This window comes from Streptomyces sp. NPDC030021 (genome assembly GCF_055574035.1).
Genome location: NZ_JBVIAH010000006.1, coordinates 247,294 through 261,892, shown reverse-complemented (window position 1 = coordinate 261,892; position 14,599 = coordinate 247,294). Strand labels below are relative to the sequence as shown.

Genomic DNA, 14,599 nt, shown 5'->3' with positions numbered 1-14,599 from the left:
TGCAGTTTAGGTCGTCATGCGGCTATTTGACCCGTTGGGTCGCCGCGATGCAGACCAGGACCCCACATGCGGCGGCCGGTGCGGCGGGGGAGAGGTGCTCGCCCAGCAGGGCCACCGACCAGACGAGGGTCAGCAGCGGCTGGGCGAGCTGGAGCTGGCTGGCCCGCGGCGCGCCGATCTCCGCCATGCCCCGGTACCAGACGTAGAGGCCGAGGAAGGTGGAGCCGGCCGCCACCCAGACCAGTCCGGCGAGCCCGTGGCCGCTGAGGTGCACCGGCTCGTACGCGAGCCCGGCCGCGGAGCCCGCCAGGCTGAGCGGCAGGCACAGCACCAGCGCCCAGCCGATCACCTGCCAGCCGGGCAGCATCCGGGCCAGGCGGCCGCCCTCGGTGTACCCGGCGGCGCACACCAGCAGGGCGCCGAACAGGTACGCGTCGCCCGCCGAGAGGGCGCCGCCGCTCTGCGTGAGCGTGAAGGCGATCACGACCGCCGCCCCGGCGAGGGCCGCGGCCCAGAAGGCGCGCGAGGGGCGGGCTCCGGTGCGCAGTGCGGACAGCGCGGCGGTGGTGAGCGGCAGGAGGCCGACGACCACGGCGGCGTGCGAGGTCGTGGAGGTCGTCAGCGCGAGAGTGGTGAGCATCGGGAAGCCGACGACCACTCCGCCGGCGACGACGGCGAGCCCGGCCCAGTGCTCACGGGCGGGCAGCGGGACCCGCCGGGCCAGCAGGAAGGCCCCGGCGATCGCGGCGGCGAGGACACTGCGCAGCGCGACCAGCGACCACGGGCCGAAGCTCTCCAGTCCCCAGGCGGTGGCGGGGAAGGTCAGCGAGAAGGCGACGACGCCGAGCAGGGCAAGGGCGGTACCCCGGCGCACCGGGTTCTTGACCGCTATCGTGGTCGGGAGAGTAGCGCTATTCTGTGCTGTCATGTACGAGCGTAGCAGTGTGGCAGAACTGGCCGAATCCCTGCGGTCTGAACTCAACCGCTACTCGGTGGGTGGAAAGCTCCCGTCGAGTCGAGCCCTGGTCGAGCGCTACCGGGTCAGCCCGGTCACCGTCTCCCGGGCCCTCGCGCAGCTCGCCGCCGAGGGCCTCGTCGTCACCCGGCCCGGTGCGGGGGCCTTCCGCGCCGCACCGCGCACGGCGGCCCCCGCGCCCGGGGACACCTCCTGGCAGGAGGTCGCCCTCAGCGCCGAGGGCGCCGGGGAGATCGTCCCGCGCTCCGTCGACGCGACCGGAGTGCTGGGCTCGCTGGCCGCGCCGCCGCCCGGGGTGATAGAGCTCAACGGCGGCTACCTGCACCGCTCCCTGCAGCCCGAGCGGGCCATGGCGGCCGCGCTGGCCCGGGCCGGGCGGCGACCCGGAGCCTGGGGGCGGCCGCCCCTGGAGGGGCTGCCCGAGCTGCGCGACTGGTTCGCCCGGGAGATCGGCGGCGCGGTCGCCGCAGCCGATGTACTGGTCACCGCGGGCGGGCAGAGCGCGCTGGCCACCGCCCTGCGGGCGCTCGCCCCGCCCGGGGCGCCGATCCTGGTCGAGTCCCCGACCTACCCCGGGCTGCTGGCCATCGCCCGGGCCTCCGGCTGCCGGCCGGTGCCCGTCCCGGTGGACGCCGACGGGGTCCGGCCGGAGCTGCTGGCCGCCGCCTTCGAGGCGACCGGCGCGCGGGTGTTCGTATGCCAGCCGCTGTTCCAGAACCCGACCGGAGCCGTACTGGCTCCGGGGCGGCGGGCCGAGGTGCTGCGCATCGCGCGGGCCGCCGGGGCCTTCGTGGTCGAGGACGACTACGCCCGTTCCCTCGCCCACGAGGGAGCGGGTCCGCTGCCCACGACCCTGGCCGCCGAGGACGCGGACGGGGTTGTGGTGCACGTCCGGTCGCTGACCAAGGTCACCTCGCCCAGCCTGCGGGTCGGCGCACTCGCCGCCCGGGGCCCGGTGGTCGACCGGCTGCGCGCCATCCAGATCGTGGACTCCTTCTTCGTGTCCCGGCCGCTCCAGGAGGCCGCCCTGGAACTGGTCGGCGCGCCCGCCTGGCCGCGCCACCTGCGGACGGTGGCCGCCGATCTGCGCCACCGGCGGGATGTGCTCGCGGGTGCCCTGCGCCGGGAGCTGCCCGCGCTGGAGCTGCCGCATCTGCCCTACGGCGGATACCAGTTGTGGGTCCGGCCGACCGGGTACGGCGACGACGCGGCCTTCGCGGCGGCCGCCCTGCGCGCCGGGGTGGCGGTGGCTCCGGGCCGCCCGTACTTCTGCGCGGAGCCGCCGGGCCCGCACGTCCGGCTGAGCTTCGCCGGGGTCTCGGGCCCCGGTGAACTGGTCGAGGCGGTCCAGCGGCTGCGTACCGGCCTGGCGGACGGCCTCGGTCCGGACGCTTGACCCACTGCGGTATGCGGCCCACCATCACCGCATGCATGTTCGGGTTTCGCTTGTCGCCGCAGCCCGTAGTTCCTCGCTGCTCGCCGAGCGCTTCGACGACGACCGCCCGCTGGACGGACCCGGCTGGCGGTCGGTGGAGTCCGCCGCGCAGGGCCTCGTACCCCTGGGCTCGGCCGAGCTGCGGTACTGCTCGCCGACCCCGCGCAGCCGTGCCACGGGCGAGGCCCTCGGGTACGCGCCCCTCGCCCAGCCCGCGCTGCGCGAGTGCGACATGGGCCGCTGGCGGGGACTGACCCTGGCCGAGGTGGCCGCCCACGAGCCCGGGGCGGTGGAACTGTGGCTCAGCGATCCGCGGTCCGCCCCGCACGGGGGCGAGTCCCTGCTCGCCTTCATCTCCCGCATCGGCGGCTGGCTCGACACCCGGCCGGCCGACGACGGGGGCGCGATCGTGGCGGTGGCGGAACCCTCGGTGGTCCGGGCGGCCCTGGTGTACGCGCTGAAGGCGCCCCCGCTGACCTACTGGAACGTGGACGTCCGGCCGCTGTCCACGATGACCCTCACGGGCTGGTCCGGCCAGTGGCACCTCTGCCTGCAGGCCCCGGCGTAAACCGGTTGAGAGGGACTCGGACCGCTCCTAGCCTGCGGGAATGACCGAGATACGCATCACCACCCTCGCCGAGCGGCCCGAACTGGCGGACCGGCTCTGGGACATGGACGACACGTGGCCCGAGTTCGCCGCCCACGACGCCCTCGCCTGGCTGCTGTACCCGCGGATGACGGCCGAGCTGGCGGACTACGTCCTGGTCGCCACGGACGGGGACGCGGTGGTCGCCCGCGGCTACAGCGTGCCCTTCGCCCTGCACGTGGCCGGCCGCGACGGGGTCCTGCCCGCGCAGGGCTGGGACCGCGTGCTCATGTGGGCCTTCTCCGACCTGCGCCGCGGGGTCCGGCCCGACACGGTGAGCGCGATCGAGATCACCGTGGCCGACGGCCGGCAGGGCGAGGGGCTCTCCCGGCTCATGCTGGCCGCGATGCGGGACAACGCCCGGGCCCGCGGCTTCGCCGAGGTGGTGGCGCCGGTCCGGCCCAGCGGAAAACCGGCCGAGCCGGACACCCCGATCCACGAGTACGCGTACCGGACCCGGAAGGACGGCCTCCCGTACGACCCGTGGCTGCGCGTCCACGTCCGCGCGGGCGGGGTCATCGACTCGGTGGCGCCGCTGTCGATGACGATCACCGGCTCGCTCGCCCAGTGGCGCGAGTGGACCGGGCTGCCCTTCGACGTCGCCGGACCCGTGCGCGTACCGGGAGCCCTGACGCCTGTGCGGTGCGAGCCGGAGCAGGGCTATGCGGTCTACGTGGAGCCGAACGTATGGGTCAGGCACCGTCTCGCCGACGGGACGGCGTCCGTCCGGCCCTAGGCCGTCCTGCCGATCAGGCCGGGCTCGTCGTGGTTCGCGCCCGACGCGACCGGCGGAATCGCCGCCGCGGACGGGCCTTTCCTGCTAGACATCATCCTGGAGGCGCCGTGTGCCGGACCCTCCGGTGCGGCCCTTCCTCCGAGATCGAAGGCATTGCATAAACGTGCAGAAGTACGTATAGTCATGCCATCGATGAGGAGGGTCCGATGGTGGTACGTGTAGCGGTGGCCGGAGCGAGCGGGTACGCGGGCGGAGAAGTCCTGCGCCTCCTGCTCTCGCACCCCGGGGTGGAGATCGGTGCCCTCACCGGCAACTCCAACGCCGGATCGCTCCTCGGCTCCCTGCAACCGCACCTCGTGCCGCTCGCGGGACGCACCCTGGAGGCGACCACCTCCGAGGTCCTCGCCGGCCACGACGTGGTCTTCCTCGCCCTCCCGCACGGCCAGTCCGCCGCCGTCGCCGCCCAGCTCGGTGAGGACGTCCTCGTCGTCGACATGGGCGCCGACCACCGGCTCAAGGACTCCGCCGACTGGGACGCCTTCTACGGCGCCCCGCACGCCGGCACCTGGCCCTACGGGCTCCCCGAACTGCCCGGCGCCCGCGAGGCGCTGAAGGGGACCAGGCGCATCGCGGTCCCCGGCTGCTTCCCCACCGCCGTCTCCCTCGCGCTCTTCCCCGCCTACCAGGGGAAGTTCGCCGAGCCGGAGGCCGTGATCGTCGCCGCCACCGGAACCTCCGGCGCGGGCAAGGCCCTCAAGCCGCACCTGCTCGGCGCCGAGGTGATGGGCTCGGTGACCCCGTACGGCGTGGGCGGCGGACACCGCCACACGCCCGAGATGGTGCAGAACCTGAGCCCGATCGCGGGTCAGCGGGTCTCCGTCTCCTTCACGCCGACCCTCGTGCCCATGGCGCGCGGCATCCTCGCCACGTGCTCGGCGAAGGCGCTCCCCGGCACCACCGCCGAATCGCTGCGCGCCGCGTACGAGAAGGCGTACGCCGACGAGCCCTTCGTCCACCTGCTGCCCGAGGGCCGGATGCCGTCCACCAAATCCGTCCACGGTTCCAACGCCGTCCACGTCCAGGTCGCCTACGACGAGTCCGCCCGGCGGATCATCGCCGTCAGCGCCATCGACAACCTGACCAAGGGCACCGCCGGCGGCGCGGTGCAGAGCATGAACATCGCCCTGGGGCTTCACGAGAGCCTGGGCCTTTCGACGATCGGAGTCGCACCGTGAGCGTCACGGCAGCACAGGGATTCACGGCAGCGGGCATCGCCGCCGGGATCAAGGCCAGCGGAAACCCCGACCTGGCCCTCGTGGTCAACAACGGGCCGAGTCTGGCCGCCGCGGGCGTCTTCACCTCCAACCGCGTCAAGGCCGCGCCCGTGCACTGGTCCGAGCAGGTCCTGCGGGGCGCCGCCGTCAGCGCGGTCGTCCTGAACTCCGGCGGCGCCAACGCCTGCACCGGCCCCAAGGGCTTCCAGGACACCCACGCCACAGCGGAGAAGGTCGCGCAGGTGCTCGGCGGGGACTTCAACGCCGGCGAGATCGCGGTCGCCTCCACCGGCCTGATCGGCGTCCTGCTCCCCATGGACAAGCTGCTCCCCGGCATCGAGACGGCGGCCGCGGCCCTGTCCGAGGACGGCGGCGAGGCCGCCGCCATCGCCATCAAGACCACCGACACCGTGCACAAGACGGCCACCGTCTCGCAGGGTGGCTGGACCGTCGGAGGCATGGCCAAGGGCGCGGGCATGCTCGCCCCGGGCCTGGCCACCATGCTCGTCGTCCTCACCACCGACGCCGACCTGGACAGCGCCACCCTCGACAAGGCGCTGCGCGCGGCCACCCGCACCACCTTCGACCGGGTCGACTCCGACGGCTGCATGTCCACCAACGACACGGTGCTGCTGCTCGCCTCCGGCGCCTCCGGCCAGGTGCCGGTGTACGAGGAGTTCGCGGAGGCCGTGCGAAAGGTCTGCGACGACCTGGCCCGCCAGCTCATCGGCGACGCCGAGGGCGCCAGCAAGGACATCCGCATCGAGGTCATCGGTGCGCTCACCGAGGACGACGCGGTCGAGGTCGGCCGGTCCATCGCCCGGAACAACCTGCTCAAGTGCGCCATCCACGGGGAGGACCCGAACTGGGGCCGGGTGCTCTCCGCGATCGGCACCACCAAGGCCGCCTTCGACCCGGACCGCCTGGGCGTCGCCATCAACGACGTCTGGGTCTGCCGGAACGGATCGGTCGGCGACGACCGCGACCTGGTCTCCATGAAGGGTCGCGAGGTCCGTATCACCGCTGACCTGGCCAACGGCAGCGAGTCCGCCGTGATCTGGGGCAACGACCTGACCGCCGAGTACGTCCACGAGAACAGCGCCTACTCCTCATGAGCGACGAGAAGGCCGGCCAGCCCGGCACCTCCGGCGGGACCGCCCGCAAGCACACCGCCCTGCCCAAGGCGCAGATCCTCATCGAGGCCCTGCCGTGGCTCACCCGCCACAACGGCAAGGTCGTCGTCATCAAGTTCGGCGGCAACGCCATGATCGACGAGGACCTCAAGGCCGCCTTCGCCCAGGACGTGGTCTTCCTGCGCCAGGCCGGCCTGAAGCCGGTCGTCGTGCACGGCGGCGGCCCCCAGATCAACGCCCAGCTCGACAAGCAGGGCCTGGTCAGCGAGTTCAAGGCGGGGCTGCGCGTCACGACCCCCGAGGCCATGGACGTCGTACGGATGGTCCTGGCGGGCCAGGTCCAGCGCGAGCTGGTCGGACTGCTCAACCAGCACGGGCCGCTCGCCGTCGGCATGACCGGCGAGGACGCCCGCACGATCACCGCGACCAAGCACAGCCCGGAGATCGGCGGCGAGGTCATCGACATCGGCCGGGTCGGGGAGATCACCTCCATCGACACCGGCGCCATCGAGGCCCTGCTGGCGGACGGCCGGATCCCGGTCATCTCCTCCATCGCGGGCAGCGCCGACGACCACCACGTCTACAACGTCAACGCCGACACGGCGGCCGCGGCGCTCGCCGCCGCCCTGGGCGCCGAGACGCTGATGGTCCTCACCGACGTCGAAGGCCTCTACGCGGACTGGCCGCACAGCGACGAGGTCATCAGCAAGCTCACCGTCAGCGAGCTGGAGAAGCTGCTGCCCGAGCTGTCCAGCGGCATGGTGCCCAAGATGGAGGGCTGCCTGCACGCCGTGCGCAACGGCGTGAACACCGCCCGCGTGCTCGACGGGCGGGTCCAGCACTCGATCCTGCTGGAGATCTTCACGGACTCGGGCATCGGCACGATGGTCGTGCCCGACCACCAGTCAGGGGGAACGCAATGACGAAGGGCACCGGCAACCAGGAGTACGGCGCTCGCTGGCAGGGAGCGCTGGTTAACAACTACGGCACCCCCGCGGTCGCGCTCGTACGCGGCGAGGGCGCCCAGGTCTGGGACGCCGACGGCAAGCAGTACACCGACTTCGTCGGCGGCATCGCGGTCAACGCCCTCGGGCACGCCCACCCGGCGATCGTGACCGCCGTGACCGAGCAGATCTCCACGCTCGGCCACGTCTCCAACCTCTTCATCTCCGAGCCGGTCGTCGCGCTCGGCGAACGGCTGCTCCAGCTCTTCGGCCGCCCCGGCAAGGTCTTCTTCTGCAACTCGGGCGCCGAGTCCATCGAGGCCGCCTTCAAGATCGGCCGGCTGACCGGGCGGACCCACATGGTCGCCACCGACGGCGGCTTCCACGGCCGGACCATGGGCGCCCTCGCGCTCACCGGCCAGCCGAAGAAGCAGGAGCCCTTCCGGCCGCTGCCGGGCGATGTCACGCACGTCCCGTTCGGTGACGTAGAGGCCCTGCGGGCCGCCGTCACCGAGGAGACCGCGCTCGTCGTCATCGAGCCCATCCAGGGCGAGAACGGCGTCGTCGTACCCCCCGCCGGATACCTGACGGCCGCCCGCGAGATCACCCGCGCCACCGGCACCCTGCTCGTCCTGGACGAGGTCCAGACCGGCATCGGCCGGTGCGGCCAGTGGTTCGAGCACCAGGCCCACGAGGACGTCGAGCCCGACATCGTCACCCTCGCCAAGGGGCTGGGCGGCGGTCTGCCCATCGGCGCGGTGGTCGCCTTCGGCCCCGTCGCCGACCTGCTGCAGCCGGGCCAGCACGGCACCACCTTCGGCGGGAACCCGGTCGCCTGCGCCGCCGGCCTCGCCGTCATCGACACGATCGCCACGGGCGGGCTGCTCGATCAGGTCAAGGCCCGGGGCGAACGGCTCCGCTCGGGGATCGAGGGCACGGGCCACGCCCTGGTCTCCCACGTCCGCGGCTCCGGCCTACTGCTGGGTATCGTGCTGACCGAGCCGCTCGCCGCCCGGGTGCAGCAGGCGGCTCAGGATGCCGGCTTCCTGGTCAACGCGCCCGCCCCCGACGTCGTACGGCTCATGCCCCCGTACGTACTCACCGAGGCCGAGGCGGACGCGTTCGTCCGGGCTCTGCCCGGCATCCTCGACGCAGCCGACGGGGACGGATCCGGAGAATGAGACGACGATGAGTCAGGCGCAGGACAACGAGCAAGGCGGCCAGGCCGTCCCGCAGACCCGCACCGCGCGTCACCGCCGGATCGTGGACATCCTCAACCGGCAGCCGGTCCGCTCCCAGAGCCAGCTGGCCAAGCTGCTCGCCGACGACGGGCTGAGCGTCACCCAGGCGACGCTCTCGCGCGACCTCGACGAGCTGGGCGCGGTGAAGATCCGCAACACCGGCGGCGAGCTGATCTACGCGGTACCCAGCGAGGGCGGCTTCCGCACCCCGCAGGCCCCGCTCGGCGAGTCCGCGAAGGAGGAGCGCATGCGGCGCCTCTCCGGGGAACTGCTGATCTCGGCGGAGGCCTCCGCGAACCTCGTGGTCCTGCGCACCCCGCCGGGTGCCGCGCAGTTCCTCGCATCGGCGATCGACCAGGCCGAACTCCGGGCGATCCTCGGCACGATCGCGGGCGACGACACCCTGATGCTGATCAGCCGGGACCCGGCGGGCGGCCAGGCCCTGGCCGACCACCTGCTGCGGCTGGCGCAGAAGGAGAGCTAGTGCCGTGCCGGGCGTCGCAACCCGGTGAACCTTGCCGGTCACAGCACTAGACCGCCCGTCCGGATGTGGCCGGGCCCGGCTCAGTACCGGGTCACGGCCAGGTCCCCGGACTCCGTGCCGATCGCGATGTGCGGACGGCGGCGCGGGTCCGCCCAGCGCAGGATCGCCCGCATGGCCCGCTCGGGCACGGACACGCAACCGGCCGTCGCGCCCTTGCCGTTGACGTGCAGGAAGATCCCCGCGCCCCGGCCGCGTACGGGCCGGTCGTAGTTGAAGGCGATCACCAGCGCGTGCGCGTACTGCTTCTCGTACGTCACCAGGTGCTCGGCCTCGCCCGGCGCGCAGTCCGCGGGCAGCGGCTCGACCCAGCGGTTGTAGTGGGCGGACGCATTGTCCTGGCACCACCAGGAATCGCGGCTCACCCGCCGGTAGACGTGGTCCGTGCCGGTCGGTGCCCGCCGGATCCCGAAGGCGTAGGGGAGTTCGAAGAGGCCCGTGGGCGTCGTGTCGGTGCCCTGGGTCCGGGTCGCCCCCTCGGTGAGGCCGTTCGCGCCGAAGCGGGCGGGCGCGCTCCCGGACCGGTGCCAGCGCCCCGCCCACCGCTGCCACCAGATCACCCGGCCGGTCGTGGATCCCGGCGCGGGCGCGACGGCGGTGATCAGCTGACTGCCGCCGCCGGTGTCGGCGAGACGGTCGGGCAGAGGCGCCGGGCCCTGCGGGAGCAGGGTCGTGACGATCAGTGAGACGGTGACTACAGCGGTACGCAGCACATGTCAGACCGTACGGGGCGGGAGGGGCAGCGGCAGCGCAGGCAGGCCGTCGACGCTCGATCCGATGAACTCCTTCTTCTCGCAGTACGCGGCGAACTCCTCGTCCGTCTTGCGGCCGAAGTACTCCGCGTGCAGCGTCCGCTCGCCCTGGTACTCCATCAGGGGGACGGCGTACCCGCAGACATCGGAGATCCGGCGGGCGTGGACCAGGACGACCGCCCGCGCCGACGGCCCGTCGGCCTCGCCGAACAGGGCGACCAGTTCGCCCCAGCGCGGATCGTCGCGGAAGACCGCCTCGCCGTCGCCGTGGATGCGCACGATGTTGGGCGGCCCGGAGAACGCGCACCACATCAGGGTGATCCGGCCGTTCTCCCGGACGTGGGCGATGGTCTCGGCGCCGCTGCCCCCGAAGTCCAGGTAGGCCAGGGTCTGCTCGTCGATGACGACGAGCGTTCCGGCGCGGCCCTTGGGGGAGAGGTTGACGTGACCGTCGCCCGTGAGCGGGGCGGTCGCGGTGAAGAAGATCGGCTGCTCCTCGATGAACTTGCGCAGCCGGCCGTCTATTCGTTCGTAGAGCTTTCCCATGTGCCCATTATCGGATCGGCCGGGCCGTGCGGTCGGGCCGGGCCGTTTCGGTGAGTGCCAGCCGTTCGAAGAGCGGGGCCAGTTGGTGGATGTCGAAGAGGTGCGCGGACCGCTCCAGCAGAGCGCCCAACTCGGCGGCATCCGCCCAGCCCGCCTGCAGGGAGCCCTGCCAGTTCCATTCCCGTACGGTGCCCTCGGCCAGCTCGCGCAGACCCGGATCCCGCACGTCCAGCAGGGTGACGGCGGCCCGCAGCGAGGCGATGCCGCCCTGGGCCCGCAGCAGGTGGAAGGCGGCGCGGCGGGTGTGCGTCGGACGCTCGGGGGCGACCCGCGCCATCAGCCAGTCGGCGGGCAGCGGCCCCGCGGTGGCGCGCAGGCCGCGGGAGACCTCGCGGGCCACCGCCGGCGAGGGGTCGTCGAGCAGCGACCGCAGCAGCCGCTCGTCGTCCGCGTCCAGCAGGCGCAGCCCGGCGACGGCGGCGGCCCGCACCAGGCCGCCCGGGTGCCCCAGCAGGGCGCGGAGCAGCGGCCCGTCCTCGCGGCGGGCGCACTCGGCGAAGCCGCTCACCGCGTACGGAGTCACCCGGGCCGGGTCCTCGATCAGCTCGCGGTAGCGGGCGTACGGGTCGCCGCCGTCCTGGCGGACCAGCCAGCGGGCGCAGGCCCGGACCAGCCCGGAGCGGTCGGTCAGGTACACCCCGGCCTCGGCGGCCCGCCCGGCCCCGCGCAGGGCGGTGACCCCGCAGGCGCGGACCATCGGGATGTGGGCGCCGAGCAGGAGGTCGACGGCCCGGTCGTCCGGCCCGTCGGTGGCCAGCGCGGCGAGCGCGGCGTCCGCCCACATCCGGGCGGTCGGCGGGTCCAGTTCCACGGCGGCCAGCCGGGCGAGCTCCCGTATGCCGAACTCCCCGCTCTCCAGCGACAGCCGCGCGGCGAACCGCCGGGTCGGCAGGTCCGCGCTCTCGCGCAGCTCGGCCCGCAGCGACCCGCCGCGCAGTGCCGCGGGGAGCAGCGCGGCGGCCCAGGCGCCGTGCTCGCGGCGCCCCAGCCGCAGCAGGAGCGGGGTCAGCCGGCGCGCCGTGCCGGCGGGGTCGGCGTCCAGCACGGCGCGCAGCACGCGCCGGGCCTGTTCCCGGACGGCCGGAACCCAGTCGGTGCAGCGGATCGCGACGAGTTCGAGCACCGGATCCGGCGCCCGGAGCGCGCCTTCGCGGACGTAGCCGTCGGGGTGGCACAGCGCCACCACGTCGTCGCCGATGTGCGAGGTCTCGTACCGGTGGCGGCGGATATCGCGTACTGCCTGGTCGAAGGCGATCCATGTGTCGGCCACGCCCCCGGGGAGCGGCACCGGCGTGTGGCCGGGATGCCCGCCGTCCATCAGCCGCTCCGCGCTCGCCCACCCCGCCCGTAGGGCCCGTTCCCGTCTGGCGCTCATGCGGCCCCCCTCTGTTGTCCTCACCGCCGAGGTTAGGCGCTCGGACGGCCGGTGCGCCTGCGATATATCCGCTGGTCAGGTGGTTCGGCGCGGCTCGATTGACGAAACATACGGAGTAGTGCATAGTTATGCCTGTCGTTGAATGCACCGTAAGGAGAAACCCGTGACCGAGCGCGTCGTACTCGCCTACTCGGGCGGCCTGGACACCTCCGTCGCCATCGGCTGGATCGCCGAGGAGACGGGCGCCGAGGTCATCGCCGTTGCCGTGGACGTCGGCCAGGGCGGCGAGGACCTGGACGTCATCCGCAAGCGCGCGCTCGACTGCGGTGCGGTCGAGGCCGAGGTCGCCGACGCCTCCGACGAGTTCGCCAATGAGTACTGCCTCCCGGCGATCAAGGCGAACGCCCTCTACATGGACCGGTACCCGCTGGTCTCGGCGCTCTCCCGGCCGGCCATCGTCAAGCACCTGGTCGCCGCCGCCAAGAAGCACGGCGCCACGACCGTCGCCCACGGCTGCACCGGCAAGGGCAACGACCAGGTCCGCTTCGAGGCGGGCATCGTCGCCCTCGCCCCGGACCTCAAGTGCATCGCCCCGGTCCGTGACTACGCGATGACCCGGGACAAGGCGATCGCCTTCTGCGAGGAGAAGCAGCTCCCGATCGCGACCACCAAGAAGTCCCCGTACTCCATCGACCAGAACGTCTTCGGACGCGCCGTCGAGACGGGCTTCCTGGAGGACATCTGGAACGCCCCGATCGAGGACATCTACGAGTACACCTCGAACCCGGCCCTGCCGCGCGAGGCCGACGAGGTCGTCATCTCCTTCAAGGAGGGCGTCCCGGTCGCCATCGACGGCAAGCCCGTCACCGTGCTGCAGGCCATCCAGCAGCTCAACGACCGCGCCGGAGCCCAGGGCATCGGCCGGATCGACATCGTCGAGGACCGCCTCGTGGGCATCAAGTCCCGTGAGGTGTACGAGGCCCCGGGTGCGATCGCGCTGATCACGGCCCACCAGGAGCTGGAGAACGTCACCGTCGAGCGCGAGCTGGCCCGCTACAAGCGGCAGGTCGAGCAGCGCTGGGGCGAGATGGTCTACGACGGCCTGTGGTTCTCCCCGCTCAAGCGGGCCCTGGACGGCTTCATCAACGAGGCCAACCAGCACGTCACCGGTGACATCCGGATGACCCTGCACGGCGGCCGCGCCGTCGTCACCGGCCGGAAGTCGGACGAGTCGCTGTACGACTTCAACCTCGCGACCTACGACTCGGGCGACACCTTCGACCAGTCCAAGGCCCAGGGCTTCATCGAGATCTTCGGTCTCTCCTCGAAGATCGCGGCCCGCCGCGACCTCGCCTGACCGGCCGGCAGTCCGTACCGCCTCCCCGTTACCTCCGCGGCGGGGAGGCGGTTGCACATCCGGAGCCCTACGGGCCCTCGGAGCCTTACCAGCAGTCAAAGCCATGCAGTCTTGAGGAGCAGTAGCTGTGAGCAGCAACAAGGGTGACGTCCGGCTCTGGGGCGGCCGGTTCGCCGACGGTCCTTCGGAGGCGCTGGCCCTGCTGTCGGCGTCGGTCCACTTCGACTGGCGCCTCGCGCCGTACGACATCGCGGGCTCCCGCGCCCACGCCCGCGTGCTCCACAAGGCCGGCCTGCTCACGGCCGAGGAGCTCGACCGCATGATCGCCGGACTCGACCAGCTCGAAGCCGACGTGGCCGACGGCTCCTTCACCGGCACCATCGCCGACGAGGACGTGCACACCGCCCTGGAGCGCGGCCTGCTGGAGCGGCTCGGCGCCGAGCTGGGCGGCAAGCTGCGCGCCGGCCGGTCCCGCAACGACCAGGTGGCCACCCTCTTCCGGATGTACCTGCGCGACCACGGCCGGATCATCGGCGGTCTGATCGCGGACCTCCAGGACGCGCTGGTCGGCCTCGCCGAGACGCATCACGACGTGGCCATGCCGGGCCGGACCCACCTCCAGCACGCACAGCCGGTGCTCTTCGCCCACCACGTCCTGGCCCATGTGCAGTCCCTGTCCCGGGACGCGGAGCGGCTGCGCCAGTGGGACACCCGGACCGCGGTCTCGCCCTACGGCTCGGGCGCCCTGGCCGGCTCCTCGCTGGGGCTGGACCCGGAGCAGGTCGCCGCCGACCTGGGCTTCGAGCGGGGCTCGGTCGGCAATTCGATCGACGGCACGGCCTCGCGCGACTTCGTCGCCGAGTTCGCCTTCATCACCGCGATGATCGGGATCAACCTCTCCCGGATCGCGGAGGAGATCATCATCTGGAACACGAAGGAGTTCTCCTTCGTGACGCTGCACGACGCCTTCTCGACCGGGTCGTCGATCATGCCGCAGAAGAAGAACCCGGACATCGCGGAGCTGGCGCGCGGCAAGTCGGGCCGTCTCATCGGCAATCTGACGGGCCTGCTCGCGACGCTCAAGGCGCTGCCCCTGGCGTACAACCGGGACCTCCAGGAGGACAAGGAGCCCGTCTTCGACTCCTGCGACACCCTTGAGGTCCTGCTGCCGGCCTTCACCGGCATGATGGCGACCCTCACGGTCAACCGGGAGCGGATGGAGGAGCTGGCCCCGGCGGGCTTCTCGCTCGCCACCGACATCGCCGAGTGGCTGGTCAAGCAGGGCGTGCCCTTCCGGGTGGCCCACGAGGTGGCCGGCGAGTGCGTCAAGGTCTGCGAGGGCGAGGGCATCGAGCTCGACCAGCTGACGGACGACCAGTTCGTGAAGATCTCGGAGCACCTGACCCCCGAGGTCCGGACCGTCCTGAACGTCAAGGGCGCCCTGGCCTCCCGCGACGGCCGCGGTGGCACCGCCCCGTCGGCGGTCGCCACCCAGCTCACCGAGCTGAAGGCCGACCTGGTCATCCAGCACGCCTGGGCGACCCACAAGCAGTAGCCCGTACGCCCGGAGGGGCGGTGGGAGC

Annotated in this window: 14 protein-coding genes; 10 read left to right on the top strand and 4 right to left on the bottom strand. The window is 72.6% G+C overall.

Going from position 1 to position 14,599, the window contains the following annotated elements; translation table 11 throughout:
- Positions 1-22 precede the first annotated feature (22 nt).
- The gene (locus tag ACZ4YL_RS14515; RefSeq protein ID WP_468116599.1) at positions 23-928 is read right to left on the bottom strand and encodes a DMT family transporter; all 906 of its coding nucleotides are present in this window, start codon (positions 926-928) and stop codon (positions 23-25) included.
- Here ACZ4YL_RS14515 and ACZ4YL_RS14510 point away from each other — a divergent pair.
- The 8 genes from ACZ4YL_RS14510 to ACZ4YL_RS14475 all read left to right on the top strand — a co-directional run bounded on the left by ACZ4YL_RS14510 (position 927) and on the right by ACZ4YL_RS14475 (position 8,869).
- Entirely contained in the window at positions 927-2,372 is a 1,446-nt protein-coding gene (locus ACZ4YL_RS14510) for an aminotransferase-like domain-containing protein (RefSeq protein ID WP_468116597.1), read from the top strand. The genes ACZ4YL_RS14515 and ACZ4YL_RS14510 overlap by 2 nt on opposite strands.
- A 31-nt stretch (positions 2,373-2,403) precedes the next feature.
- Positions 2,404-2,979: a histidine phosphatase family protein gene (locus ACZ4YL_RS14505; RefSeq protein ID WP_301372279.1), complete on the top strand. Its 576-nt coding sequence runs from the start codon at positions 2,404-2,406 to the stop codon at positions 2,977-2,979.
- Positions 2,980-3,019: 40 nt separating this feature from the next.
- The gene (locus ACZ4YL_RS14500) at positions 3,020-3,793 is read left to right on the top strand and encodes an N-acetyltransferase (protein ID WP_468116595.1); all 774 of its coding nucleotides are present in this window, start codon (positions 3,020-3,022) and stop codon (positions 3,791-3,793) included.
- A 206-nt stretch (positions 3,794-3,999) separates the two neighbouring features.
- Positions 4,000-5,028 (top strand): N-acetyl-gamma-glutamyl-phosphate reductase, encoded by a 1,029-nt coding sequence (argC, locus tag ACZ4YL_RS14495; protein ID WP_468116594.1) that lies wholly within the window; start codon positions 4,000-4,002, stop codon positions 5,026-5,028.
- Positions 5,025-6,182 carry a bifunctional glutamate N-acetyltransferase/amino-acid acetyltransferase ArgJ gene (argJ, locus tag ACZ4YL_RS14490; RefSeq protein ID WP_468116592.1) on the top strand — a complete coding sequence of 386 codons (1,158 nt, stop codon included), beginning with the start codon at positions 5,025-5,027 and terminating at the stop codon, positions 6,180-6,182. The genes argC and argJ overlap by 4 nt, the downstream gene beginning before the upstream one ends.
- Complete coding sequence (gene argB, locus ACZ4YL_RS14485) at positions 6,179-7,123, top strand: acetylglutamate kinase (RefSeq protein ID WP_314249527.1); 945 nt, start codon at positions 6,179-6,181, stop codon at positions 7,121-7,123. Before argJ ends, argB begins: the two co-directional genes overlap by 4 nt.
- A complete protein-coding gene (locus tag ACZ4YL_RS14480; protein ID WP_468116591.1) occupies positions 7,120-8,325 on the top strand; it encodes an acetylornithine transaminase in 1,206 nt (401 codons plus the stop codon). The genes argB and ACZ4YL_RS14480 overlap by 4 nt, the downstream gene beginning before the upstream one ends.
- 7 nt (positions 8,326-8,332) lie before the next feature.
- Positions 8,333-8,869 carry an arginine repressor gene (locus ACZ4YL_RS14475; protein WP_030010023.1) on the top strand — a complete coding sequence of 179 codons (537 nt, stop codon included), beginning with the start codon at positions 8,333-8,335 and terminating at the stop codon, positions 8,867-8,869.
- Between the two features lie 80 nt (positions 8,870-8,949).
- Here ACZ4YL_RS14475 and ACZ4YL_RS14470 read toward each other — a convergent pair whose 3' ends face one another.
- Genes ACZ4YL_RS14470 through ACZ4YL_RS14460 form a run of 3 tightly spaced genes read right to left on the bottom strand, consistent with a single transcriptional unit; the run spans position 8,950 to position 11,659 of the window.
- Entirely contained in the window at positions 8,950-9,636 is a 687-nt protein-coding gene (locus tag ACZ4YL_RS14470) for a L,D-transpeptidase family protein (protein ID WP_468116785.1), read from the bottom strand.
- A 6-nt stretch (positions 9,637-9,642) separates the two neighbouring features.
- Positions 9,643-10,224, bottom strand: a complete 582-nt coding sequence (locus ACZ4YL_RS14465; protein ID WP_468116590.1) for a pyridoxamine 5'-phosphate oxidase family protein — start codon at positions 10,222-10,224, stop codon at positions 9,643-9,645.
- Positions 10,225-10,231: 7 nt separating this feature from the next.
- On the bottom strand, positions 10,232-11,659 hold the full coding sequence (locus ACZ4YL_RS14460) for a hypothetical protein (RefSeq protein ID WP_468116588.1): 1,428 nt from the start codon (positions 11,657-11,659) through the stop codon (positions 10,232-10,234).
- Between the two features lie 163 nt (positions 11,660-11,822).
- Between ACZ4YL_RS14460 and ACZ4YL_RS14455 the strand changes: the two genes are divergently transcribed.
- Together ACZ4YL_RS14455 and argH are read left to right on the top strand one after the other, a co-directional pair.
- Positions 11,823-13,016, top strand: coding sequence for an argininosuccinate synthase (locus ACZ4YL_RS14455; protein ID WP_030009472.1), 1,194 nt, complete (start codon positions 11,823-11,825; stop codon positions 13,014-13,016).
- A 127-nt stretch (positions 13,017-13,143) separates the two neighbouring features.
- Positions 13,144-14,571: an argininosuccinate lyase gene (gene argH, locus ACZ4YL_RS14450; RefSeq protein WP_468116586.1), complete on the top strand. Its 1,428-nt coding sequence runs from the start codon at positions 13,144-13,146 to the stop codon at positions 14,569-14,571.
- Positions 14,572-14,599 lie beyond the last annotated feature (28 nt).